At 73.6% G+C, this 25,130-nt stretch carries 19 protein-coding genes and 1 pseudogene; 11 read left to right on the top strand and 9 right to left on the bottom strand.

The genetic code is table 11. The features are described from left to right. Positions 1–43 precede the first annotated feature (43 nt). Genes K7640_RS21235 through valS form a run of 5 tightly spaced genes read left to right on the top strand, consistent with a single transcriptional unit; the run spans position 44 to position 8,389 of the window. A complete protein-coding gene (locus tag K7640_RS21235) occupies positions 44–1,543 on the top strand; it encodes a DNA-3-methyladenine glycosylase 2 family protein (RefSeq protein WP_222956629.1) in 1,500 nt (499 codons plus the stop codon). Next, complete coding sequence (locus tag K7640_RS21230; RefSeq protein ID WP_222956628.1) at positions 1,540–2,052, top strand: methylated-DNA--[protein]-cysteine S-methyltransferase; 513 nt, start codon at positions 1,540–1,542, stop codon at positions 2,050–2,052. Before K7640_RS21235 ends, K7640_RS21230 begins: the two co-directional genes overlap by 4 nt. A 37-nt stretch (positions 2,053–2,089) precedes the next feature. Next, complete coding sequence (locus tag K7640_RS21225; RefSeq protein WP_222956627.1) at positions 2,090–3,919, top strand: ABC transporter ATP-binding protein; 1,830 nt, start codon at positions 2,090–2,092, stop codon at positions 3,917–3,919. Beyond that, complete coding sequence (locus K7640_RS21220) at positions 3,916–5,778, top strand: ABC transporter ATP-binding protein (RefSeq protein ID WP_222956626.1); 1,863 nt, start codon at positions 3,916–3,918, stop codon at positions 5,776–5,778. Before K7640_RS21225 ends, K7640_RS21220 begins: the two co-directional genes overlap by 4 nt. A 46-nt stretch (positions 5,779–5,824) precedes the next feature. Then, positions 5,825–8,389, top strand: a complete 2,565-nt coding sequence (gene valS / locus K7640_RS21215) for a valine--tRNA ligase (RefSeq protein ID WP_222956625.1) — start codon at positions 5,825–5,827, stop codon at positions 8,387–8,389. A gap of 69 nt (positions 8,390–8,458) precedes the next feature. Here valS and K7640_RS21210 read toward each other — a convergent pair whose 3' ends face one another. Genes K7640_RS21210 through K7640_RS21195 form a run of 4 tightly spaced genes read right to left on the bottom strand, consistent with a single transcriptional unit; the run spans position 8,459 to position 11,910 of the window. Further along, positions 8,459–9,169 carry an ABC transporter permease subunit gene (locus K7640_RS21210; RefSeq protein WP_222956733.1) on the bottom strand — a complete coding sequence of 237 codons (711 nt, stop codon included), beginning with the start codon at positions 9,167–9,169 and terminating at the stop codon, positions 8,459–8,461. Further along, a complete protein-coding gene (locus K7640_RS21205; protein WP_222956624.1) occupies positions 9,169–10,122 on the bottom strand; it encodes an ABC transporter ATP-binding protein in 954 nt (317 codons plus the stop codon). The genes K7640_RS21210 and K7640_RS21205 overlap by 1 nt, the downstream gene beginning before the upstream one ends. Next, positions 10,119–11,003: an ABC transporter permease gene (locus K7640_RS21200; RefSeq protein ID WP_222956623.1), complete on the bottom strand. Its 885-nt coding sequence runs from the start codon at positions 11,001–11,003 to the stop codon at positions 10,119–10,121. The genes K7640_RS21205 and K7640_RS21200 overlap by 4 nt, the downstream gene beginning before the upstream one ends. Next, on the bottom strand, positions 10,996–11,910 hold the full coding sequence (locus tag K7640_RS21195; RefSeq protein ID WP_222956622.1) for an ABC transporter ATP-binding protein: 915 nt from the start codon (positions 11,908–11,910) through the stop codon (positions 10,996–10,998). The genes K7640_RS21200 and K7640_RS21195 overlap by 8 nt, the downstream gene beginning before the upstream one ends. A gap of 144 nt (positions 11,911–12,054) precedes the next feature. Here K7640_RS21195 and K7640_RS21190 point away from each other — a divergent pair, with 144 nt between their 5' ends. The 4 genes from K7640_RS21190 (at position 12,055) to galT (ending at position 16,224) form a co-directional block, all read left to right on the top strand. Further along, complete coding sequence (locus K7640_RS21190) at positions 12,055–12,630, top strand: DM13 domain-containing protein (protein ID WP_222956621.1); 576 nt, start codon at positions 12,055–12,057, stop codon at positions 12,628–12,630. Positions 12,631–12,724: 94 nt separating this feature from the next. Next, on the top strand, positions 12,725–14,254 hold the full coding sequence (gene cysC / locus K7640_RS21185) for an adenylyl-sulfate kinase (protein WP_222956620.1): 1,530 nt from the start codon (positions 12,725–12,727) through the stop codon (positions 14,252–14,254). 108 nt (positions 14,255–14,362) lie between these two features. After that, positions 14,363–15,151, top strand: a complete 789-nt coding sequence (locus tag K7640_RS21180) for a DeoR/GlpR family DNA-binding transcription regulator (protein ID WP_222956732.1) — start codon at positions 14,363–14,365, stop codon at positions 15,149–15,151. Further along, positions 15,148–16,224, top strand: coding sequence for a galactose-1-phosphate uridylyltransferase (galT, locus tag K7640_RS21175; protein WP_222956619.1), 1,077 nt, complete (start codon positions 15,148–15,150; stop codon positions 16,222–16,224). The genes K7640_RS21180 and galT overlap by 4 nt, the downstream gene beginning before the upstream one ends. A 382-nt stretch (positions 16,225–16,606) precedes the next feature. Here galT and K7640_RS21170 read toward each other — a convergent pair whose 3' ends face one another. Then, positions 16,607–17,824, bottom strand: a complete 1,218-nt coding sequence (locus K7640_RS21170) for an NADP-dependent isocitrate dehydrogenase (protein ID WP_222956618.1) — start codon at positions 17,822–17,824, stop codon at positions 16,607–16,609. A gap of 135 nt (positions 17,825–17,959) precedes the next feature. Between K7640_RS21170 and K7640_RS21165 the strand changes: the two genes are divergently transcribed. After that, positions 17,960–18,796, top strand: a complete 837-nt coding sequence (locus K7640_RS21165) for an MBL fold metallo-hydrolase (RefSeq protein WP_222956617.1) — start codon at positions 17,960–17,962, stop codon at positions 18,794–18,796. Positions 18,797–18,935: 139 nt separating this feature from the next. On the opposite strand, the gene K7640_RS21160 is transcribed toward K7640_RS21165, so the two are convergent. Together K7640_RS21160 and K7640_RS21155 are read right to left on the bottom strand one after the other, a co-directional pair. Then, positions 18,936–19,886 carry a malate dehydrogenase gene (locus tag K7640_RS21160; protein WP_222956616.1) on the bottom strand — a complete coding sequence of 317 codons (951 nt, stop codon included), beginning with the start codon at positions 19,884–19,886 and terminating at the stop codon, positions 18,936–18,938. Positions 19,887–19,986: 100 nt separating this feature from the next. Beyond that, a complete protein-coding gene (locus tag K7640_RS21155) occupies positions 19,987–20,847 on the bottom strand; it encodes a bifunctional methylenetetrahydrofolate dehydrogenase/methenyltetrahydrofolate cyclohydrolase (protein WP_222956615.1) in 861 nt (286 codons plus the stop codon). A gap of 324 nt (positions 20,848–21,171) precedes the next feature. Between K7640_RS21155 and K7640_RS21150 the strand changes: the two genes are divergently transcribed. Further along, complete coding sequence (locus K7640_RS21150; RefSeq protein WP_222956614.1) at positions 21,172–22,773, top strand: ABC transporter substrate-binding protein; 1,602 nt, start codon at positions 21,172–21,174, stop codon at positions 22,771–22,773. Between the two features lie 45 nt (positions 22,774–22,818). On the opposite strand, the gene purH is transcribed toward K7640_RS21150, so the two are convergent. Both purH and purN read right to left on the bottom strand, forming a co-directional pair. Then, entirely contained in the window at positions 22,819–24,390 is a 1,572-nt protein-coding gene (purH, locus tag K7640_RS21145) for a bifunctional phosphoribosylaminoimidazolecarboxamide formyltransferase/IMP cyclohydrolase (protein ID WP_222956731.1), read from the bottom strand. Continuing rightward, a pseudogene (gene purN / locus K7640_RS21140) lies at positions 24,391–25,008 on the bottom strand (phosphoribosylglycinamide formyltransferase); the annotation flags it as partial. It lies immediately after the preceding gene. Positions 25,009–25,130: the final 122 nt, after the last annotated feature.

The raw sequence follows: 25,130 nt of genomic DNA, 5'->3' as shown, positions 1-25,130 counted from the left end.
TCCCGCCAGCCGACGGCGTCACCTGCGAGGCAGTATCGGTGTCATGGAGTTGGACTTCGAACGGTGCTACCGGGCCGTGGACAGCCGCGACCAGCGGTTCGACGGCTGGTTCTACACCGGGGTGACGTCGACCGGGATCTACTGCCGGCCGTCCTGTCCGGCGATGACGCCGAAGCGGCGCAACGTCCGATTCTTCCCGTCGGCCGCCGCGGCGCAGGGCGCCGGGTTGCGCGCCTGCCGGCGCTGCCGCCCGGACGCGGCACCCGGTTCGCCCCAGTGGGACGTCCGGGCCGACGTGGTGGGCCGGGCCATGCGGTTGATCGCCGACGGGGTGGTGGACCGGGACGGGGTGCCGGGGCTGGCCGGCCGGCTCGGCTACACCGAACGGCACCTGCACCGGATGCTGCACGCCGAGCTGGGTGCCGGGCCGCTCGCGCTGGCCCGGGCGCAGCGGGCGCAGACCGCCCGGACGCTTATCGAGACCACCGCGATGGGGATGGCGGAGATCGCGTTCGCGGCGGGCTTCGGCAGCGTCCGGCAGTTCAACGAGACGATCCGCGAGGTGTACGCGGTGCCCCCGTCCGAGCTGCGGATCACCCGGGGCCGGCTGCCGGGTCCGGCCGGGGCGGGCACCATCACGCTGCGCCTGGCGTACCGGCCGCCGCTGCACGCCGCCGCCCTGCTGGACTTCCTCGCGGTGCGGGCGCTGCCCGGCGTGGAGGAGGTACGCGACGGGACGTACCGCCGGGGGCTGCGGCTGCCGCGCGGCACCGGCGAGGCGGCCCTGACCCCGGCGGACGGCCACGTGGTGGCCACCCTGCGGCTGACCGACATGCGGGACCTGGCGCCCGCGGTGGCCCGCTGCCGCCGCCTGCTCGACCTGGACGCCGACCCCGAAGCCGTCGACGAAACCCTGGCCACCGACCCCGCCCTGGCCCGTGCGGTCGCGGCGGAGCAAGGCGTCCGCCTCCCCCGCGCGGTAGACGGCTTCGAGATCGCCCTCCGCGCCATCACCACCCAGCAAATCTCCCTACCAGCCGCCAAAACCACCCTCACCCACCTCCTGTCCCACACCGCCACCAACCGCGTTGATCATGAAGTTTGCGTCGAGCAAACGGCCTCCGCCGGACGCAAACTTCATGATCAACCGGACGGGCCACGGGCGCTGCGGCCGTTCGCCGGTGCGGAGGAGGTGTTGGGGGTGGGGGATGGGGGGTTTCGGATGCCGGGGGCGCGGCGGGAGACGGTTCGGGCGTTGGCGCGGGAGGTCGCCGAGGGGCGGCTCGATCTTGATCCGGGTGGGGATCGGGAGGAGACCGTTCGGCAGTTGATGGCGCTGCCGGGGGTCGGCGCCTGGACGGCGGGTTACGTCGCCATGCGGGCGCTCGGCGACCCCGACGTCCTGCTCCCCACCGACCTGGCCGTCCGCCGGGGCGCCACCGCCCTCGGCCTGCCCGACACCCCCACGACCCTCGACGCGTACGCCGACCGCTGGCGCCCCTGGCGGTCGTACGCGGTGATCCGACTCTGGAGAGCGGCATGACCACCTTGGACAGCACCGTCATCGACACCCCCGCCGGCCCGCTGAGCGTCCTCGCCGGACCCGACGGGGCGGTCCGCGCCGCCGGCTTCACCGCCGACCCGGCGACCCTGCTCCCGCTGGCCCATCCCAGCCTGCGCGGCGACCTGCGGCACCGGGCCGACCTCGGGCCGGTGCACCGGGCGGTCGCCGACTACCTGGCCGGTGACCTGACCGCGCTCGACGGGGTACCGGTCCGGCAGCACACCGGCGGCGCGTTCATGGCGCACGCCTGGCAGGTGCTGCGCGAGGTGAAACCGGGCGAGCCGGTGACGTACACCGGTTTCGCCGCCCGCGCCGGACGGCCCCTGGCGGTCCGGGCGGCGGCGGCCGCCTGTGCCCGCAACGCCGTCGCCCTCTTCGTCCCCTGCCACCGGGTGCTGCGCACCGACGGGACGCTCGGTGGCTACCGGTGGGGGCTGCCCGTGAAGAAGTGGCTTCTCGCCCATGAGCGGCCGATGACGGCAAGCTGACAGAAGAACCATTGAACTCTGCCGCTACCGTCGGGTAGTGCTCGCGCACCGCGACGGCGACCTCACCCCCCGCAGGCGGCCGCTTCGCAACCTCCTGCGGCTGCGTCCCTACCTGCGGCCGTACCTGCCGCGCTACTGCTGGCTGCTGGCCGCCGCGCTGGCCGCCACCGGGGCCAGCCTCGCCGTGCCGCTGCTCACCCAGCGGGTCGTGGACGGGCCGATCGCCGACCGCGACCCCGCCGGGGTGCTGCGGCTCGGCGGGCTGGCCCTGCTGCTCGGGCTGGCCGAGGCCGCGCTGATCGTCGTCCGGCGGTGGACCCAGTCGTCCGCGTCGGTGGGCATGGAGGCGGCGATCCGCGCCGACGTCTACGCCCACCTGCAACGGCTCCCGGCCGCCTTCCACGACCGGTGGCAGACCGGCCAACTGCTGTCCCGGATCACCAGCGACCTGTCGGCGATCCGCCGGTTCCTCTCCTTCAACCTGCTCTTCCTGGTGCTCAACCTGGTCACCTACGCGGCGGTGGTGGTGCTGCTGGTGCGGCTGCATCCGGCGCTGGGCCTGCTGGTCGCGGCCAGCGCGGTCCCGCTGGTGCTGATCAGCCGCCGGTTCGCCCGGACGTACCACGCGGCGTCCCGGCGGATGCAGGAGCAGCAGGGCGAGGTGGCCACGCTGGTCGAGGAGACCGCCGTCGGGCTGCGCACCATGAAGGCGTACGGGCGGGGGCCGCAACTGGCCGCCCGGTTCGCCACCGGCGCCGGCACCCTGCACGACATCGGGGTGGGCAAGGCCCGGCTGCTGGCCCGCACCTCGGCGCTGTTCGACCTGGTGCCCAACCTGACCCTGGGCGTGGTGCTGGTGACCGGCGCGACCGCCGTCGCGAACGGCGCGCTGACCGTCGGCCAACTGGTCGCCTTCGTCAGCCTCCAGCTGATGCTGATCTGGCCGGTCCAGTCGCTGGGCTGGATCATCGCCAACGGGCAGGAGGCGGCCACCGCCGCCGACCGGATCCACGAGGTGCTGGACACCCTGCCGGCCATCGTGGACGCGCCGCACGCGGTGGAGCTGTCCCGCACCACCGTGCGCGGCCGGCTGGCCTTCGAGGCGGTCTCCTTCCGCTACCCGGGCAGCCCCGAGCCGGTGCTGCGACAGATCGACCTCACCGTCGAACCGGGCGAGACCCTCGCGCTGGTCGGGGCGACCGGGTCCGGCAAGAGCACCCTGCTCTCGCTGGTGCCCCGGCTGCACGAGGTGACCGACGGCCGGATCACCCTGGACGGGCACGACGTGCGGGACGTCCGGCTGGGGTCGCTGCGCCGGCTGGTCGGGGTGGCGTTCGAGGAGCCCACCCTGTTCTCGATGTCGGTCCGGGAGAACCTCACCCTGGGCCGCCCGGACGCCGGCGAGGAGGAGGTCCGGGCCGCGCTGGCGCTGGCCCGGGCCGACTTCGCCTACGAGCTGCCGTGGGGGCTGGCCACCCGGGTCGGCGAGCAGGGGCTGACGCTCTCCGGCGGCCAACGGCAACGGTTGGCGCTGGCCCGGGCGGTGCTGGGCCACCCGGCGCTGCTGGTCCTGGACGACCCGCTCTCCGCGCTGGACGTGCACACCGAGGCGCAGGTCGAGGCGGCGCTGCGCCGGGTGCTGCGGGACACTACCGCGCTGCTGGTGGTGCACCGCCCGTCCACGGTCGCGCTGGCCGACCGGGTGGCGCTGCTCGACGAGGGCCGGATCGTGGCCACCGGCAGCCACTCCGAGCTGCTGGCCACCGTACCCGCGTACCGGGCGGTGCTCTCCGCCGCGGCGGAGACCCCGGCCGTCCCGCCGCCCCGGCTGGGCGAGCCGGACGGCGCCGGGCTGGTGCGCTCGTGACCGGCGACCGGGAGGGCGCGGCGGAGCTGGCCCGGTGGCGGGGCCGGGCCACCGACCCCGACGCGGACCGCAGCCGCGCCGAGGACGCCTCCCCCGAGGCGGTGGCCCGGCTGCGGGTGCGCAGCCGGGCACTGCTGCGGAACCTGCTGCGCCCGCACCGCCGCCGGCTGGGCGGGGCGGTCGCGCTGCTGCTGGCCCAGAACGCCGCCGCGATGGCCGGGCCGTACCTGGTCATGCTCGGCATCGACCGGGGCATCGGCCCGCTGCGGGCCGGCGACCCGGCGCCGCTGGTCGCGCTGGCCGGCGCGTTCGCCGCCGCCGCCCTGATCGAGTACGCGGCCCGGCGCGGCTTCCTCACCCTCTCCGCCCGGATCGGCCAGGCCGTCCTGCTGGAGCTGCGCCGCCGGGTGTACGGCCAGTTCCTGCACCTGCCGGTCGGCTTCCACGAGCGGTACACCTCCGGCCGGATGGTGTCCCGGCTGACCAGCGACGTGGACGCGATCGCCGAGCTGGTCGACGGCGGCATCGACCGGCTGGTGGTCTCCACGCTGTCGATGCTCACCGTGGCCGGCATCCTGCTCTGGCTGGACCCGCCGCTGGCCGGGGTGACCCTGCTCGCCTTCCCGCTGCTGTTCTGGCTGTCCCGCTGGTTCACCCGGGCGTCGGCCACCGCGTACCGGCAGACCCGGGAGACGGTCGCCCTGGTCATCGTCCACTTCGTCGAGTCGCTGCGCGGCATCCGGGCGGTGCAGGCGTACCGGCGGGAGCGGCGCAACCAGCGGATCTTCGACGCGGTGAACGACGACTACCGGGAGGCCAGCCTGCGCACCTTCCGGCTGGGCGCGCTCTACTCGCCGGGGATCCGGGCGGTCGGCAACGTGATGGTGGCGGTGGTGCTCGGCTACGGCGGGGCCCGGGTGCTCGGCGGCGACATGGCGGTGGGCGTGCTCGCCGCGTTCCTGCTCTACCTGCGCCGCTTCTTCGAGCCGATGGAGGAGCTGAGCCAGTTCTACAACTCGTGGCAGTCGGCGACGGCGGCGCTGGAGAAGCTGGCCGGGGTGCTCGACGAGCGGTCCGCGGTGCCCGAGCCGGCCCGGCCGGTGCCGCTGCCCACCGGGCCCGGGCACGGCGCGCTGGCCTTCCGGTCGGTCTCCTTCGGCTACCGGCCGGACACGCCCGTGCTGTCCGGGCTGGAGCTGCGGGTCCCGGCCGGGCAGACGGTGGCACTGATCGGGCCGACCGGCGCCGGCAAGTCGACGATCGCCAAGCTGGTGGCCCGGTTCCACGACCCGGACACCGGCACGATCAGCCTGGACGGGGTGGACCTGCGCGACCTCGGCGACGCCGAGCTGCGCCGGGCGGTGGTGCTGGTGACCCAGGAGAACCACCTGTTCAGCGGCTCGGTGGCGGAGAACATCCGGTTCGGCCGGCCGGACGCCGACGACGCGGCGGTGACGGCCGCGGCGCGGGCCATCGGCGCGCACGACTTCATCGCCGCGCTCCCCGACGGGTACGACACGCAGGTACGCCGGCGCGGCGGCCGGCTCTCCGCCGGGCAGCGGCAGCTCGTCGCGTTCGCCCGGGCGTTCCTGGCCGACCCCCGGGTGCTGATCCTGGACGAGGCGACCTCGTCGCTGGACGTGCCGAGCGAGCGGCTGGTGCAACGGGCGCTGGCCACCGTGCTGCGCGACCGGACGGCGCTGGTGATCGCGCACCGCCTCTCCACCGTGGAGATCGCCGACCGGGTGCTGGTGGTCGACGGCGGGCGGATCGTCGAGGACGGCCCGCCCGACCGGCTCATCACCGCCGACGGCCGGTACGCGGCCCTGCACCGGCAGTGGCGCGACTCGCTGATCTGAGCGCAACCCGGTGGTCCCGCCCGGCGGGGCTGCCTACGATCGGGCGATGACCGACACGGCGAGGACGGCCCGCGCCGGCGTCCCCGAGCGTCCCACCCTGGACGGCCTCGAGGAGAGCTGGGCGCGCCGCTGGCAGCAGGACGGCACGTACGCGTTCGACCGCGCGAAGCAGCGTTCGGACGTGTACGCGATCGACACGCCGCCGCCGACCGTATCGGGCGAGCTGCACATGGGGCACGTCTTCTCGTACACGCACACCGACACGGTGGCCCGGTTCCAGCGGATGCGCGGCAAGGCCGTCTTCTATCCGATGGGCTGGGACGACAACGGCCTGCCCACCGAACGCCGGGTGCAGAACGTGTACGGGGTGCGCCCCGACCCGGCCCTGCCGTACGACCCGGACTGGACGCCGCCGGCCGCCCCGGTGGGCGACGACGCGCGCAAGCACCCGACGGCGATCTCCCGGCGCAACTTCATCGAGCTGTGCGAAGTGCTCACCGTGGAGGACGAGCAGGTCTTCGAGGCGCTGTGGCGGCGGCTCGGGCTGTCGGTGGACTGGTCGCTGACGTATACCACCATCGGGCGGGCGGCCCGGGCCACCTCGCAGCGGGCGTTCCTGCGCAACCTGGCCCGGGGCGAGGCGTACCAGGCGGAGGCGCCGACGCTGTGGGACGTCGGGTTCGCCACCGCCGTCGCCCAGGCGGAGCTGGAGGACCGGGAGCGGCCCGGGGCGTACCACCGGCTGCGGTTCCACGCGGCGGACGGGCGGGCGGTGCTTATCGACACCACCCGGCCGGAGCTGCTGCCGGCCTGCGTGGCGCTGGTCTGCCACCCCGACGACGAGCGGTACGCCGACCTGGTGGGCGCCTCGGTGCGTACCCCGGTCTTCGGGGTCGAGGTGCCGGTGCGCGCGCACCCGCTGGCGGACCCGGCCAAGGGCACCGGCGTCGCGATGGTCTGCACGTTCGGTGACCTGACCGACGTGACCTGGTGGCGGGACCTGGAGCTGGCGACCCGGGTGGTGATCGGCCGGGACGGCCGGCTGCTGCCCGAGCCGCCGGCCGGCGTGCCGGCCGAGCCCTACGCGGCGCTGGCCGGGCAGACCGTCAACGGTGCCCGGCGGACGGTCGTGGAGCTGCTGGCCGACGCGGGTGACCTCGACGGCGAGCCGCGGCCGATCAGCCACCCGGTGAAGTTCTACGAGCGCGGCGACCGGCCGCTGGAGATCGTCTCCACCCGGCAGTGGTATCTGCGCAACGGTGGCCGCGACGGCCGGCTCCGCGACGAGCTGCTGGCCCGCGGCCGGGAGCTGCGCTGGGTGCCGGAGCACATGCGGCACCGCTACGAGCACTGGGTGGGCGGCCTGACCGGTGACTGGCTGGTCAGCCGGCAACGCTTCTTCGGGGTGCCGGTGCCGGTGTGGTACCGGCTCGACAACACTGGCGAGCCGGACTGGTCCCAGCCTCTCACACCGGAAGAGGCGGCGCTGCCGATCGACCCGGCCAGCGAGCCGCCCCCCGGTTTCACCGAGTCCCAACGCGGCCGGCCCGACGGGTTCGTCGGTGACCCGGACGTGCTCGACACCTGGGCCACCTCGTCGCTGACCCCGCAGATCGTCGGCGGTTGGGAGACCGACGACGACCTGTTCCGCCGGGTCTTCCCGATGGACCTGCGCCCGCAGGGGCAGGAGATCATCCGCACCTGGCTCTTCGCCACCGTGGTCCGCGCCCACCTGGAACACGACGTGCTGCCCTGGCGGGACACCGTGCTCTCCGGCTGGATCCTCGACCCGGACCGGAAGAAGATGTCCAAGTCCAAGGGGAACGTGGTCACCCCGATGGAGCTGCTGGAGCGCAACGGCTCGGACGCGGTCCGGTACTGGGCCGCCAGCGGCAAGCCCGGCATGGACCTGGCCTTCGACCCGGCGCAGATCAAGGTCGGCCGCCGGCTGGCCACCAAGCTGCTCAACGCGTCGAAGTTCGTCCTCGGGCTGGGCGCCGCCGACGCGCTGCGCGCACCGGCCACGGAGCCGTTGGACGCCGCCATGCTCGCCGAACTCTCCGGCGTGGTCGCGGCGGCGACGGCCGCGTTCGACGGGTACGACCACACCGCCGCGCTGATGGCCGCCGAGGCGTTCTTCTGGCGGTTCTGCGACGACTACATCGAGCTGGTGAAGGAACGCGCCTACGGCACCGGGCCGGGGGCCGACTCGGCCCGGGCGGCGCTGGCCACCGCGCTCTCGGTGCAGTTGCGGCTGTTCGCCCCGGTGCTGCCCTTCGTCACCGAGGAGGTCTGGTCCTGGTGGCGGTACGGCTCGGTGCACCGCGCCCCCTGGCCCACCACGTACGAGGTGGGCCGGGCCACCCAGGGTCCGGGTGAACCGGCGCTGCTGCGCGTGGCCGCCGACGCGCTGGGTCAGGTGCGCCGGGCCAAGTCGGAGCGGAAGCTGTCCATGAAGGCGGACGTGCCGCTGGCCGAGGCGCTCGGCCCGGCCGCCCTGCTCGACCAGCTCAGCCTGGTCGCCGCCGACGTGCGCGCGGCGGGGCGGATCGCCAAGCTCGACTTCCTCCCGGACCGGACGCCGGAGCTGGTGATCGCCTGCGCCTTCTGAGGTGTAAGGAGGGGCCCCCTGTTAACGCATTCTGCATAGCAGGGGCCCCTTCTTAACACTTCCCGCAGCTCAGCTGGTTTCGCCGGCGACGCTGAACGAGCGGAGCCGGTCGATGGCGAGCACGGTGAAGCCCACCGCCACCAGCCCGGTCAGGATCGCGGCGACCGGCACCGACACCGTGGTGCCGAGCAGGTCGGTGGGGGCCATCCGGTCGGCCAGCGCGATCACCCACTGCTGGATGGAGAGCACCCGGGTGCCGTCCGCGAAGCGGCCGAGCAACCCCTCCCAGATCAGCACGTAGACCAGGCCGAGCAGCACCGGCCGGCGGGTGAGCAGGCTGAGCGCCAGGAACAGCGCCGAGTACGCCAGCGCGCCCAGCGCCGACGCGGCGGCCAGCGCCAGACCGAGGCGTACCGAATCGGCGAGCAGGCCCGCGACGAAGAGCGGGACGGCGACGGTGGCCGCGCTGACCGCGGTCGCCACCGCCAGCTTCGGCAGCACGATCTGCCAGCGGGGCAGCGGCTTGGTGAGGATGTGCACCACCGTGCCGTCCTCGATCTCGGCACCCAGCACGCCGGTGCCGACGACCAGCGCCACCACCGGCAGGACCACGGCCAGGCCGAGCCCGACCAGCACCGCCGGGCCCCAGTCGCTCGGCGCCACGTTCAGGGACCGGCAGAGCACGGCCAGCCCGACCAGCAGCAGGGGCAGCGGCAGCAGTATCAGGAAGCGACGGCGGCCGAACAGCCCGCGCGCGGTGATCCAGCCAACGGTCGACATCATGCCTCCACCAGGTACGAGAAGACGCTCTCCAACGATTCGTCCTCGGGCAGCAGTTGCCGGACCCGGATCCCGTGGCGCAGCGCGAGTTTCGGCAGTGCCCGGGTGAAGGCGCCGTAGTCGCCGGCCTTGACGCTCAGGCCGGTGCGGCCGAGTTCCACGCCGGTGACCGACGGCTCGGCCATCAGCGCCACGGCCAGCGCCCGGTCGTCGGTGGAGTGGATCGCGAAGACGTGCGGCCGGTTGGTCATCAGCCGACGGATGGTGCGGAAGTCACCGGAGGCCGCCAGCCGGCCGGCGACCATCACCTGCACGGTGCCGGAGACCTGCTCGACCTCCTCCAGGATGTGCGAGCTGAACAGGATGGTCCGGCCGGCGTCGCCGAGGCGGTGCAGCAGGGTCATCATGTGCAGCCGCTGGCGCGGGTCCATCCCGTTGAACGGCTCGTCGAGCAGCAGCACCTGCGGGTCGTGGACCAGCGCGGCGGCCACCCGGGTGCGCTGCCGCATGCCCTTGGAGTACGTGCCGATCCGCCGGTCCTGCGCGTCGCCCATCTCCACCAGGTCGATCGCCCGTCGGGCCGCCGCCGCCGGGTCGGGCAGCCGGTGCAGCTTCGCGCTGGCCAGCACGAACTCGTACGCGCTGAGGAAGGTGTGCACCGCCTCCCGCTCGCTTACCAGGCCCAGCCGCCGGTAGACCTGCGGGTTGCGCCAGGTCGGCTCGCCGTCGAGGCGGACCGTGCCCCGGGACGGGCTGAGGAAACCGGCCATCATGTGCAGCAGGGTGGTCTTGCCGGCGCCGTTCGGGCCGAGCAGACCGGTCACCCCCGGGCCGAGGCGCATGGAGACGTCGTTGACCGCCACCACGTTGCCGTACCAGCGGGAGACCCCGGTGAGGTCGAGGGTGGAGGCGGGCGTGGTCGGCGCCGCCGGCTGGGCGCTGATCGTGGTCATCGGGCGGCCACCTTCCGGTATCGCAGCAGCAGCAGGGTGACGCAGCCGGCCACCAGGAGCACGACGGCGGCGGCGTAGACCGGCCCGAAGTCGCCGATCGGCATCCCGCCGCCCTGCCCCTCCGGCACCAGCAGGTCGCCGAGCGCCCAGGTGCCCACCGCACCCACCAGGGTCGACGGCGAGGCGAGGAAGGCCAGCTCGTTGATCGTCGGCGACGGCATGATCGACAGCACGCCGACGACCGGCGTGGTCATCAGGAAGATCGCCACGATGCCACCGGCGGCGAACGCCCGCTTGCCGGTGAGCGAGGCGATCAGCAGGCCGATCGAGGCGAACACCACCGCCCACAGGGCCGCGTAGAGCAGGCCCGGCAGCAGGTCGAGCAGCTCGTGCCAGACCCCGCTCATCCCGTCGCCGGTGGTGAACGCGGCGCCGAGGAACATCACCAGCTGGGGCGCGCCGAGCAGCAGCCAGAGCGCGGTGGCCAACGCGCCGAGCTTGGCCAGCGCGTAGTCGCCGCGGGGCAGCGGCCGGGAGAAGTACAGCGGCAGCACGCCGCTGCGCAGGTCCCGGGAGACCAGCTCCGGCGCGGCGACCGCGACGAAGAAGATGACCAGCCAGCTCATCGCGTCGGCGAACTGGGCGTACGTCATGACAACCTCGCCGAACTGGGCGCGTACCGCGGTCAGCCCGGCGGCGACGACCAGCACGATGGCCACCACCAGCCACGGGAAGATCTTGGCCTTGGCGGACCGGCCCAGACCGAACGCGGTCCGTACGCCGTGCAGGTAGAGCGCGCCGAACACGTGCCGGCGGCCCAGCCGCGGCCCGGTGTAGCGCTGGTAGCCGATGTCGTGGATGACGCCGGTCAGCTCAGACATGGCTGGGCTCCCTCGTGGCGAAGAGTTCGGCCACCCGGTGCCGCCGCTGGTCCAGCCGGTGCAGCGGCAGGTCCAGCTCGGCGACCGCGCCGAGGATCAGGTCGTAGGTGGCCTCGTCGGCGAGCGGGACGAGCAGCAGCCGCCCCTCCCGGGCCACCGGCAGGTCGAGCGCCGCGAGCCGGATGGCCAGGTCGTCGGTGCCCTCGCTGACCTCGACGGCGAGCACGTCGGTGGCGGAGGTCATGGCGGACACCCGGTCGGCCCGCAGCAGCCGCCCGCCGTCGATGGCGACGAGGGTGTCGCAGATCCGTTCCACCTCGCCGAGCAGGTGCGAGCAGACCAGCACGGAGATGCCGAACTCGGTGCCGATCCGGTGGATCAGGGTGAGCATGGCGTCCCGGCCGGCCGGGTCGAGGCCGTTTGTCGGCTCGTCGAGCAGCAGCAGGTCGGGGTCGTGCACCAGGGCCTGGGCCAGCTTCACCCGCTGTTTCATGCCGGTGGAGTAGCCACCCACCGCCCGGTGCCGCTCCTCGTGCAGGCCGACGTGGCGCAGCGCCTCGGAGGCCCGCTCCCGGGCCACGGTGCGCGGCAGGCCACTGATCCGACCCAGGTGGGTGACCAGCTCGGCGGCGGAGAGGTCGGGCGGCAGGGCGTCGTGTTCGGGCATGTAGCCGACCCGGGCGCGCACCGCCGCCGGGTCGGTGGTCGGGTCCAGGCCGAGCACGGAGACCCGGCCGCTGGTCGGCGGGAGCAGACCCAGCAGGATCTTGATCAGGGTGGACTTGCCGGCGCCGTTGGCGCCGACCAGTCCGATGATCCCCGGCTCGACCGACACGGTGAGGTCGGCGAGGGCGGTCACCCGTCCGCCGTACGTCTTGGTGAGCGACTCGGTCGCGAGCAGTGCCACGGGGTTCAGCGTAGGGAGCCGCCGCCAGACGGGACATCAGGAAACGCTCGGGGTTGCCCCTGATTCCGCCCGGACGGTTTCGGTAAGGCTTCCGTAAGCGGCCGGCCCGGTGACCGGGGCGGCCCGGGCCGGAACACTCGACGCATGGTGAGCCGTCTGCTTCGCAAGCCCCTGACCTGGGTCACGGTCGCCGTCCTCGGCGCCGGGGCCGCGTTCGGCCTGTACTGGTTCCAGCCGTGGAAGGCGGTGACCGACACCCGGGTCGCCGAGCGGCTCGCCCCGGTGGCGGAGTCGGCGCCACCGACGGCCGGGCCCCCGACCACGGGGGACGCGGGCCCGGCCACCCCGACCGCACCCGCCGGACCGGCCCTGGTCAGCCGGGGCGACTTCGTCACCCACGAACACGACACCTCGGGCACCGCGCGGATCGTCCGGGCCCCCGACGGCAGCCACCGGCTGGAACTGGTCGGGCTGGCCACCTCCAACGGACCCGACCTGCGGGTGTGGCTGAGCGACCAGCCGGTGCGCACCGGCCGGGACGGCTGGGGCGTCTTCGACGACGGGCGCTGGGTCGAACTGGGCCGGCTGAAGGGCAACCGGGGCGACCAGGGGTACGACATCCCGGCCGGCACCGACCTGGCCGCGCTGACCAGCGTCTCGATCTGGTGCAAACGGTTCGCGGTGTCGTTCGGCGCCGCCGCGCTCGCCCCGGCGGGCTGACCCGCCGCACTCCCCCCGCGGCCCACAGGAGTGGCGGTCTCGACCGAACGACGACCGACTGCGAGACTGTGTGCCGACCAGGAGTGGGGGTTCGATGAGCAACGGGTGGGTGCTGCCCGACGAGGTGCTTCGGGGCGCGCAGGCGTACACGCCGCGCCCCGCCGAGCTGGCCGATCTGGAGCTGCTGCTCTCCGGGGCGTACGCGCCGCTCACCGGCTTCATGACCCGCGCCGACCTGACCTCCCTCGCCCGGCGGGGCCGGCTCGCCGACGGCACTTCCTGGCCGGTGCCGGTCACCCTGCACGTGCCGGCCGCGCTCGCCGAGGGGCTGGACCCGGCGGATCCGGAGCGTCGGGCGCTGCTGCTGACCGACGGTGAGGGCGCCCCGGTGGCCGGGCTGGAGGTGACCGACCGCTGGGCCGCCCGGGACGGGCTGGTCGGCGTCGGCGGTCCGGTCCGCCGGGTCGGCGACGGCGGTCACGGCCCGTTTCAGCGGCTGCGCCGGGGGCCGGAGGAGGTCCGGCCGCTGCTGCCGCCGGGCCGGGTGCTCGGGGTGTTCGCGGACCGCCCGCTGCACCGCCCGCAGCTCGCCCAGATCGCGCACGCGGCCCGCACCATCGGCGCGCACCTGCTGGTGATGATCCCGGTGGGGGACGGCGTGGGCGGCGGGCTGCCGTCGGAGGCGCTGGTCCGCAGCGTCTTCGCCGCCCGGGACCGGATGCCCCCGGCCACCATCGTCGCGGTCCCGCTGTCCCGCCGGGCCGACGAGATCAGCGACGCGCTGCTGCGGGCCCGGGTCGCCGCCGCGTACGGGGTGACCCACCTGCTCTCCACCGGCGAGATGCTCTCCGGCGCGGGCCTGCGGGTGCTGGTGCCACGGGAGCTGGCCTACGACAACCGGGACGGCCAGTGGCGCTGGCGGGAGGACATCCCGCCGCGCAACCGGCGGCTGGCGCTGACCCAGGCCGAGATCGACGACCTGCTGGACCGGGGCTTCCCGCTGCCGGAGTGGCACACCCCGCCGGCGGTGGCGAAGGAGCTGTCCCGGGCCCGGCCGGCCCGCCGGCACCGGGGCATGGTGATCTTCCTGACCGGCCTCTCCGGCTCCGGCAAGTCGACGATCGCCCGGGGCCTGGCGGACGTGCTGCGGGAGCAGGGCGACCGGACGACCACCCTGCTCGACGGCGACGTGGTGCGCCGGGAGCTCTCCGCCGGGCTGGGGTTCAGCAAGGCCGACCGGGACGCCAACGTGCGCCGGATCGGCTGGGTGGCCGCCGAGATCGCCCGGCACCGCGGGGTGGGCATCTGCTGCCCGATCGCCCCGTACGCGCAGGCCCGGGCGACCGCCCGGGAGATGGCCCTGGCGGCCGGGGCGGGCTTCCTGCTGGTGCACGTGGCCACCCCGCTGGAGGTGTGCGAGCAGCGCGACCGCAAGGGCCTGTACGCCCGCGCCCGGGCCGGCCTGCTCACCGGGATGACCGGCATCGACGACCCGTACGAGGAGCCGACCGACGCGGACGTGGTGGTGGACACCACGGACCTGACCGTCGACGAGGCGGTCCGCGTGGTGATGGAGCACCTCACCGAGCACGGCTGGATCGAGCCCCGCCTCCAGTCGGCCTGACACCGGGCCGCCCGCCTTCCGTCGCGCCCGGCCGCGCGCTAGTGTTCATCTTTGTTGGAACACGTTCGATCGCGTGAGACGGTGCGCGGGAGCCGGGGGTGGGGGAAGGTGCTGGCGCGGCAGCGGCAGGCGGCCATCCTGGACCGGGTCCGGGCCGCCGGCGGGGTCCGGGTCAGCGACCTGGCCGGCGAGTTCGGCGTCTCCGACATGACCATCCGGCGCGACCTGGACACGCTGCACGAACGCGGGCTGCTGGCCAAGGTGCACGGCGGGGCCACGCTGGCCCTGCCCGGCTCGACCGACGAGCCCGGGTTCGCGGCGAAGTCGGTCCGGCAGCCGGCCGAGAAGGCCGCCATCGCCGCCCGCGCCGCGACCCTGGTCCGGCCCGGCGCCGCGATCGCGCTCTCCGCCGGCACCACCACCGCCGAGCTGGCCCGCCGGCTGGTCGACGTGCCCGGGCTGACCGTGGTGACCAACTCGCTGCCGGTGGCCGAGGTGCTGCACACCGGCGGCCGGCCGGACCAGACCGTGGTGCTCACCGGTGGTGTGCGTACCCCGTCGAACGCCCTGGTCGGCCCGCTCGCGGTGGCCGCCGTCCGGTCGCTGCACCTGGATCTGCTCTTCCTGGGCGTGCACGGGATCAGCGAACGCGCCGGCTACACCACGCCGAACCTGATGGAGGCGGAGACCGACCGGGCGCTGGTGGCCGCCGCCGACCGGCTGGTGGTGCTCGCCGACCACACCAAGTGGGGCACCGTGGGCATCTCCTCGATCGTCGAGCTGGCCGCGGCGGACGTGCTGATCAGCGACGACCGGCTGGCGCCGGACGCCCGGCGGATACTCGGCGACAAGATCGGCGAACTGGTGATCGTGACGGGCAGCGAGGGGACGCAGTGAAACGTACGCGGATCGAGCTGGCCGACGGCCGCGAGCTGATCTACTTCGACGAGCGGGACGACGCGGTCCGCGACCAGCCGGACCGGCGCGAGCTGCCCCCGCCACCGCCGGCCTCCCAACTGCGGTACGACCCGCTGACCGACGAGTGGGTGGCGGTGGCCGTGCACCGGCAGACCCGCACCTTCCTGCCGCCGGCCGACCAGTGCCCGCTCTGCCCGTCCCGGGGTGACCGGCTCAGCGAGATCCCGGCGCCGGACTACGACGTGGCGGTCTTCGAGAACCGCTTCCCCGCGCTGAGCCAGCGGGTGGCCGACGAGCCGGCCGAGATCACCCCGTTCACCCGGGTCCGGCCCGGGCGCGGGCGCTGCGAGGTGGTCTGCTTCACCGACGACCACAACGCCGCGTTCGCGCAGTTGCCGCCGCGCCGGGTGCGCACCGTGCTGGAGGCGCTGGCCGACCGCACCGAGGCGCTGAGCGCGCTGCCGGGCGTGGAGCAGGTCTTCCCGTTCGAGAACCGGGGCGTGGAGATCGGGGTGACCCTGCACCACCCGCACGGGCAGATCTACGCGTACCCCTTCGTCACCCCCCGGACCCGGGCGCTGCTGGCGGCCGCGCGCCGGCACGCCGAGCGCACCGGCGGCCGCAACCTCTACGCGGACGTGCTCGCCGCCGAGCGCGCCGCCGGCGACCGGGTGGTCGCGGCCAACGAGCACTGGACGGCGTACGTGCCGGCCGCCGCCCGCTGGCCGTTCGAGGTGCACCTGGCCCCGCACCGGCCGGTGCCGGACATCCCGGCGCTGGACGACGCGGAGCGGGACGCCTTCGGGCCGCTCTATCTCGATCTGCTGCGCCGCTTCGACGGGCTGTTCGACCTGCCGATGCCCTACATCGCCGCCTGGCACCAGGCCCCGGTACGCGTCGACCGCGAGCTGGGCCACCTGCACCTGCAGCTGTTCAGCATCCGGCGGGCGAAGGACAAGCTGAAGTTCCTCGCCGGCTCCGAGTCCGGGATGGGCGTGTTCATCAACGACATCGCCCCGGAGCGGGCCGCCGATCTCCTCCGCGCCGCCTGACCGCGCCCGCCCCTCGCCCTCGCGCGGCATCGCGGTCGGACGGCGTGGGAACAGGGCGCGGGGGGCCCGGGACAGGGCCCCCCGCAGGGAAGGGACGGCTGGCTGTGCACGACAGCCGGGAAGGCTGGCTGATCGGCACTCGTGCCGCGAGGCGACCGCGGTCAACCTTCCTGGACGCGACTGGCACCACGTCCACCTGTTACAACGAGCCAGCCGCCGGCCGGTGACGATGGCGCGGGCTGCGGTGTCGGGCCCGCCCGGGCCGCTTGGTGGGGCTGTCCGGACGGTGTGGCGGGTAACGGAGCCGGGACCACTTCGGAGACGACGGAGCCCGCCGGCACCATGGCCGACGGGCTCCGGGCAGAGCACGGGACGACGCGGATCAGGCGGCGAGCTTGCGCGCCAGGTTCTCGTCGAGCGCGTTCATGAACTCGTCGGTGGTCAGCCACGGGGCGTCCCGCGAGATGAGCAGCGCGAGGTCCTTGGTCATCTGGCCGCCCTCGACGGTCTCCACGATGACCTGCTCCAGGGTGTTGGCGAACTCGGTGACCGCCGGGGTGCCGTCCAGCTTGCCCCGGTGGGCCAGGCCCCGGGTCCAGGCGTAGATCGAGGCGATCGGGTTGGTCGAGGTCTTCTCGCCCTTCTGGTACTGCCGGTAGTGCCGGGTGACCGTGCCGTGCGCCGCCTCGGCCTCGACGGTGCGGCCGTCGGGCGAGAGCAGGACCGAGGTCATCAGGCCGAGCGAGCCGAAGCCCTGCGCGACGGTGTCGGACTGCACGTCACCGTCGTAGTTCTTGCAGGCCCAGACGTAGCCGCCCTCCCACTTGAGCGCGGCGGCGACCATGTCGTCGATCAGCCGGTGCTCGTAGGTGAGGCCGGCGGCGTCGAACTCGGCCTTGAACTCCGCCTCGAACACCTCGGCGAAGATGTCCTTGAACCGGCCGTCGTACGCCTTGAGGATGGTGTTCTTGGTCGACATGTAGACCGGGTAGTTGCGGTCCAGGCCGTACCGGAACGAGGCCCGGGCGAAGTCCCGGATCGACTCGTCGTAGTTGTACATGCCCATGGCGATGCCGCCGCCGGGGAAGTTGGCGACCTCCATCTCCATCGGCGTGCCGCCGTCGGCGGGGGTGTAGGTGATGGTCACCGTGCCCGGGCCGGGGACGACGAAGTCGGTGGCCTTGTACTGGTCGCCGTGAGCGTGCCGGCCGATGATGATCGGCTTGGTCCAGCCCGGCACCAGCCGCGGCACGTTGGACATGATGATCGGCTCGCGGAACACGACGCCGCCGAGGATGTTGCGGATGGTGCCGTTCGGCGACCGCCACATCTTCTTCAGGCCGAACTCCTCGACCCGCGCCTCGTCCGGGGTGATGGTCGCGCACTTGACGCCGACGCCGTGCTCCTTGATGGCGTTGGCGGCGTCGACGGTCACCTGGTCGTCGGTCTCGTCGCGGTGCTGGATCGACAGGTCGTAGTAGTGCAGGTCGACGTCGAGGTAGGGCAGGATCAGCTGCTCCCGGATCTGCTTCCAGATGATCCGGGTCATCTCGTCGCCGTCGAGCTCTACGACCGGGTTGTTTACCTTGATCTTCGCCATCGGCCGGCGCTCCTCTCGGGGGACACGTGCTCAAGCAGTACGAGCGTACTGGAAACCCGCCGGCACTCCCCAGCCGGCCCGGACCGGCCGGAGAACCGGACCGCCGACGGGGAAGATCACTGGCATCATCAGCCGATGCCACTGAGCCGCACTCTCGGGTCTATCACGGTCACCGCCCTCACCGACGGCGAGGGCCCGTTCTTCCAGCCCCGGGCCGAGGCGTTCCCGGACGCCACCGAGGCACACTGGCGCGAGGCGGACCGGCGCGACCCGGGCGCGGTCACCGCCGACGGCCGGTGGTGGCTGCGGTTCCGCGCCTTCGCGCTGCGTACCGGGGACGGGCCGGTCACGCTTGTCGACGCCGGCATCGGCCCGGCGGACGCACCCGCCGCGAGCTGGGCCCCCGTGCCGGGCCGGCTCCCCGCGGAGCTGGCCGCCGCCGGGATCGACCCGGCCGACGTCCGCACCGTGGTCCTGACCCACCTGCACAGCGACCACATCGGCTGGGCGGTCACCGGCACCCCCGGCCGCCCCTACTTCCCCAACGCCGACTACCTGCTCCAGCGGGCCGAGCTGGACGCCGTCGAGTCGATCAACCCGGGGCTGCCGGCCGGCCTGATCGCGCCGTTGCGCGCCGCCGGCCAGCTCCGGGTGGTCGACGGCGACACCGACCTCACCCCCGGGGTACGCGCCCTGAGCACCCCCGGCCACACCCCCGGCCACCAGTGCGTGCTTGTCGGCACGCCCGAGGAGCGCCTACTCCTCACCGGCGACCTGCTGGTGCACGCCATCCAACTCGTCGACCCCACCCTCCCCTACGCCCACGAGCAGGACCCACCGACCGCCCGCGCCTCCCGCCTGACCCTCCTGCAAACCCTCGCCGAAACCACCACCCCCACCACCCTCGCCACCCCCCACCTAACCGCCCCCTTCACCCCCCTCCCCCCACCGCCCGCACCCGCCCGCTCCTGAGACGCGTTGATCATGAAGTTTGCGTCGGAATTGGGGCTCGCGCGCGACGCAAACTTCATGATCAACGCGGTCTGGGGCCGGGGACGGGGAAGGGCGGGCCGGCGGGAGCCGGCCCGCCCTTCCGGCGGTGGTACGCGGGTCACATGTTGGCTACGTCGGCCTGCTTGCTGCGGACGGCCTCGGCGGCCTCCTTCAGGGCGGCCAGCTCGTCGGCGTCGAGGTCGGTCTCGACGACCCTCTTGATGCCCTCGGCGCCGATCTCGGCCTCGACGCCCAGGTAGACGCCGGAGATGCCGTACTCGCCGTCGACCCAGGCGCAGACCGGCATGACGTCGCCGGAGTCCTCCGCCACGGCCTTGGCCATCCGGGCGGCGGCGGCCGACGGGGCGTAGTATGCCGAGCCGGTCTTGAGCAGCGCGACCACCTCGGCGCCACCGTTGCGGGTCTTGACGACCAGCTCCTCGATCTGCTCGGCCGGCATGGCGTCGCGCAGCGGCCGGCCGTCGACGGTGCTCTTCGACGGCACCGGCACCATGGTGTCGCCGTGCGAGCCGAGGGTCAGCGTCTTCACCGACTTCACCGGCACGTTCAGCGCCTCGGCGACGAAGTTGGTGAACCGGGCGGTGTCCAGCATGCCGGCCTGGCCGAGCACCCGGTTCTTGGGGAACTGGGTGGCGAGCTGGGCCAGCGCGGTCATCTCGTCGAGCGGGTTGGAGACGACGATGACGACGGCGTTCGGGGCGTACTTGGCGACGTTCTCGGCGACCTGGCGGACGATCTTGGCATTCGTCTCCAGCAGGTCCATCCGGCTCATCCCCGGCTTGCGGGGCAGGCCGGCGGTGATGACCACGACGTCCGAGCCCTCGATGGCCTCGTACCCCTCGCCGTTCGGGCCGGTGGTGACGCCGACGACCTTGGTCTCGAAGCCCTCGACGGCACGCGACTGGTTGAGGTCCAGGGCGAGGCCGGCCGGCTTGCCCTCCACGATGTCGGTGATCACTACGGTGTCGAAGACGTCGTACTCGGCCAGGCGCTGTGCGGTGGTGGAGCCGTAGAATCCGGCCCCGACGACAGTGACCTTCTTACCCATGGTCGTCCCACTCCCTGATACCAGTCGGTTTTCCGGACCGTATCAGTCATCCTGGCACCGAACCGGTCAGGGGCGGACGGTTATGACATGGTTGGCGGCCTCAGCCCTGCTCGGCGCGTTCCACCACATTGGTGAGCAGCATGGCGCGGGTCATCGGGCCGACCCCGCCGGGCATCGGGACGAGCTTGCCGGCCACCTCGGCGACCTCCGGGTCCACGTCGCCGGTGTAGCGGCCCTTGCCGTCCTCCCCGATGACCCGGGTGATGCCGACGTCGACCACGGTCGCCCCGGGGGTGACCATCTCGGCGGTGAGCAGGCCGGGCACGCCGGCCGCGACGATGACGATGTCCGCCGCCCGGGTCTGCGCGGCGAGGTCGAGGGTGCCGGTGTGGCAGAGGGTCACGGTGGCGTTCTCGCTGCGCCGGGTGAGCAGCAGGCCGAGCGGGCGGCCGACGGTGTTGCCCCGGCCGACCAGCGTCACCTTCGCGCCGCGCAGCGGCACGTCGTGCCGGCGCAGCAGCTCGACGATCCCGCGCGGGGTGCAGGGCAGCGGGCCGTCGTAGCCGAGCACCAGCCGGCCCAGGTTGACCGGGTGCAGGCCGTCGGCGTCCTTGGCCGGGTCGATCATCTCCAGCGCCCGCTGGGTGTCCAGGTGGCCGGGGAGCGGCAGCTGGACGATGTAGCCGTGGCAGGCCGGGTCGGCGTTCAGCTCGGCCAGCACGTCGTCGACCTGCTGCTGGGTGGCGTCGGCCGGCAGCTCGCGGCGGATGGAGGCGATGCCGACCTCCGCGCAGTCGCGGTGCTTGCCGTTGACGTACGCCTGGGAGCCGGGGTCGGCCCCGACCAGGACCGTGCCCAGGCCCGGGACGATGCCGCGCTCCGCCAGTGCCTTCACCCGCGCCCGCAGCTCGTCCTTGATCTCGGCCGCGGTCGCCTTGCCGTCCAGGATGGTCGCCGTCACCTCCCGATCGTCTCACGGCCCGCGCCGGCCGCCGCGCGCACCGCGCCACCCGGCGCGGTCGGGCTCCGGAACGACCGGCCGCCATCACGGTACGTGAGGTGTTCTTTGTCACCGAGAGTCACATCTTGTGGCTCGGGTCACCCGCCGAGCCGGGACGGTGCGGGCCGAAGTCGGACAAATAGCCTCGCCCGTCGGGCGGTACGCTGCCGGCGCGAAACCCTCGCGCGGCCGCGCCCACCCGGCGACGCGCCGCTGCGGTTCATTGCGCTGCGTCACCGACGCCGGATCCGGCTGCGCAGCGTGAGCAGATGAGGAGACCCCCCAATGCGTGTTCGTAGGCTCGCCATCTGGCCGGCTGTATCGCTCGCGGCGACCCTGGGCCTGGCGGCCTGCGGATCGGACGGCGACGGCCCGGGCCGGCCCGACCCCGACGCGGCCGTCCGCATCGAGATCGCCGAGCCGCAGCACCTGGTGCCGACCGACACCGCCGAGACGAACGGCTCGCAGGTGCTCAGCGCCCTGTTCAGCCCGCTGATCGACTACGACCGGGACAACAAGCCGTACGAGGTGGCGGCCCGGTCGATCGAGTCGACGGACAACCGGGTCTGGACGGTCAAGCTGAAGACCGGCTACACCTTCCACAACGGCGAGCCGGTCACCGCCCAGAACTACCTCGACGCCTGGAACTACGGCGCCTACGGTCCCAACGAGCAGAACTCCAGCTACTTCTTCGAGAAGATCGCCGGGTACGACGACCTCCAGGGCGACCCGCCCGCGGCCAAGACCCTGTCCGGGCTGCGCAAGGTCGACGACCTGACCTTCACCGTGACGCTCGCCGAGCCGTACGCCGAGTTCCGCACCATGCTCGGGTACACCGCGTTCTATCCGCTGCCGAAGGCGGCCTTCACCGCGCCGGGCGTGCTCGACGAGGGCTACGAGGACGCGCCCATCGGCCAGGGCCCGTTCCGGATGAAGGGCAGCTGGGTGCACGACGCGAAGGTCGAGGTGGAGCGGTACGACGCCTTCCCCGGGCAGCAGCCGAAGGTGGCCGGCGTCGAGTTCCGGATCTACCAGCAGGCCACCGCCGCGTACGCCGACGTGCTGTCGGACAACCTCGACGTGATCAAGACCATCCCGACCGAGAACCTGCCGACGGCGCCGGACGACCTCGGCGACCGGTTCCGGCAGAGCCCGGCCTCGTCGCTGCAGCTGCTGGCCTTCCCCACCTTCCAGCAGGAGTTCAGCAAGCCCGAGGTGCGCAAGGCGATCTCGATGGCGATCGACCGCGACGGGATCAGCGACTCGATCTTCAAGGGCGCGGAGCAGCCGGCCCGCTCGTTCGTCTCCCCGGTGGTCGCCGGCTACCGGAAGGACACCATCGGCGAGGCGGGCACCTACGACCCGGCCCGGGCCCGCGCCATGTACGAGGCCGCGGGTGGCCCGCGGACCATCGAGCTGTCCTACAACGGCGACGGCGCGCACGGCGCCTGGGTCGACGCGACCTGCGACCAGCTCGCCACCAACCTCGGCGTGACCTGCGTCGGCACCCCGGAGCCGAAGTTCGCCGACCTGCTGACCAAGCTGGGCCGCAAGGAGCCGGTGGGTCTGTTCCGGATGGGCTGGGTCATGGACTACCCGTCCATGGAGAACTACCTCGGCCCGCTGTACAGCTCCACCGGCTCGTCGAACTACTACGGCTACCGCAACGAGCGGTTCGACCAGCTCCTCGCCGAGGGCGCCAAGGCCCCCAGCGAGGAGGAGGCGATCCGGAAGTACCAGGCCGCGGAGGACCTGCTCGCCGCGGACCTGCCGGTGATCCCGCTGCGGTTCGGCCGGAACAGCTTCGGCCACTCGGCGAAGGTCAGGAACGTCGAGATGGACCTCTTCGACCGGGTCGACCTGCTGAAGATCGAGGCGCTCAGGTGAGCCGGGGGCGGGACGCGGCGACCGCGTCCCGCCCCCGTTCCGTCGTCAGTGGAAGAAATGCCGGGTGCCGGTGAGGTACATCGTCACGCCGGCCTCCTTGCAGGCGGCGATGGTCTCCTCGTCGCGGACCGAGCCACCGGGCTGCACGATGGCCCGCACCCCGGCGTCGATGAGGATCTGCGGGCCGTCGGCGAACGGGAAGAACGCGTCCGACGCCGCCACCGCACCGCGCGCCCGCTCGGCGCCGGCCCGGCTGACCGCCAGCCGCGCCGAGTCGACCCGGTTCACCTGGCCCATCCCCACCCCGACCGAGGCGCCGTCCTTGGCCAGCAGGATCGCGTTGCTCTTCACCGCGCGCACCGCCCGCCAGGCCAGCACGAGGTCGCGCAGGGTGGCCTCGTCGGCCGGCTCGCCGGTGGCCAGCCGCCAGTTGGCCGGGTCGTCGCCCGCGGCGTCGATCCGGTCCCGCAGTTGCACCAGCACCCCGCCGGTGACCTGCCGCCACTCGGCCGGCAGCGGGTTGAACTCCGGCGCCCGCAGCAGCCGGATGTTCTTCTTGCCCTGGAGGATCTCCACCGCGCCGTCGTCGTAGCCCGGGGCCACCACGACCTCGGTGAAGATCTCCGCGACCTGCCGGGCCAGCTCCACGCTGACCGGGCGGTTCACCGCGATGACCCCGCCGAAGGCGGAGACCGGGTCGCAGTCGTGGGCCCGGCGGTGCGCCTCGGCCACGTCCGCGCCGACCGCGATGCCGCACGGGTTGGCGTGCTTGATGATCGCCACGGCCGGCTGGTCGGCGAAGTCGTTGGCCGCCCGCCACGCGGCGTCGGCGTCCACGTAGTTGTTGTAGGACATCTCCTTGCCGTGCAACTGCTCGGCCTGCGCCAGCCCCGGCGGGCTGGCCGGGTCGGCGTAGACGGCGGCGCCCTGGTGCGGGTTCTCGCCGTAGCGCAGCACCGCCTGGCGGCGCAGCGCGAGCCCGGCGAACTCCGGCCACCCGTCGGCGGCCGGGTTCAGCGTGCCGGCGAACCACTCGGCGACGGCCACGTCGTACTCGGCGATGTCGGCGAAGGCGCGGGCCGCGAGCGCCCGACGCTGGGCCAGCGTGAAGCCCCCCTCGGCCAGCGCGGCGACCAGCGCCGGGTAGGCCGCCGGGTCGGTCACCACGGCGACCGAGGCGTGGTTCTTGGCGGCCGCCCGGACCATCGCCGGGCCACCGATGTCGATCTGCTCGACGCACTCGTCGGGGCCGGCGCCGGAGGCCACCGTGTCCTGGAACGGGTAGAGGTTGGAGACCAGCAGGTCGATCCCGCCGATCCCGTGCTCGTCGAGCTGCGCGGCGTGCGCGTCCTTGCGCAGGTCGGCGAGGAGGCCGCCGTGGATCTTCGGGTGCAGGGTCTTCACCCGGCCGTCCAGGATCTCCGGGAAACCGGTCACCTGCTCGACCGCGGTCACCGGCACGCCGGCGCCGGCGATGGTGGTGGCGGTGCTGCCGGTCGAGACCAGCTCCACCCCGGCGGCGTGCAGCGCCCGGGCCAGCTCGACCAGGCCGCTCTTGTCGTAGACGCTCACCAGCGCCCGGCGGATCGGACGGCGCTCGTCTGCGGTGGCACTCACTCCGACGGTGACCTTTCTTCCGGTGACTGTCCAGCCTTCACGGACCAGGCGGCCGACCTGCTCGACGAGCTGGCGCCGCTCGGCGGTCTTGATGCGCTCGGTGAGCGCCGCCTCGTCGTCGCCGTCGAGCACCGGCACCGCGACCTGCGCGACGATCGGCCCGGTGTCCATGCCGGCGTCGACGAAGAAGAGGGTGGCCCCGGTGACCTTGACGCCGTAGGCGAGCGCGTCGCGGGGGCCGTGGATGCCGGGGAACGCCGGCAGCAGGGTGTTGTGGGTGTTGAGGTAGCGGTCGCCGAACGCGGCGAGGAAATGCGGGCCGACCAGCTTGAGGAAGCCGGCGCTGATCACCAGGTCCGGCCGGTGCGCCGCGACCCGCGCGGTCAGCGCCCGGTCCCACTCCTCGCGGGTCGGATGGTCCGCCACCCGCTCCACGAACGTCGGCACCCCGGCCGCCGCCGCCCGGTCCAGGCCGGCGATGCCGTCCCGGTCGGCGCCCACGGCGACCACCCGCGCCCCGTAGCCGGGGTCGGCGGCGGCGTCCAGCAGCGCCTGGAGGTTGCTGCCGGAACCGGAGACGAGGACGACGAGGCGGGCGCTGGACGCGGGCTCGGTCACCGGGCCAGCCTATCGGGCGGCCGGCGGGCCGGACGCAGGGGCGGTGCGCCTCCTGCGGTGATCACCGTGCTGGCCCGGACGCGATACGCTGCCGATCGCTCGGTGCCCGGCGTACGGCCGGC

It is taken from the genome of Micromonospora sp. PLK6-60 (assembly GCF_019890675.1).
Lineage (GTDB): Bacteria > Actinomycetota > Actinomycetes > Mycobacteriales > Micromonosporaceae > Micromonospora.
The sequence above is the reverse complement of the archived record's forward strand: the minus strand, read 5'-3'. Positions and strand labels throughout refer to the sequence as shown.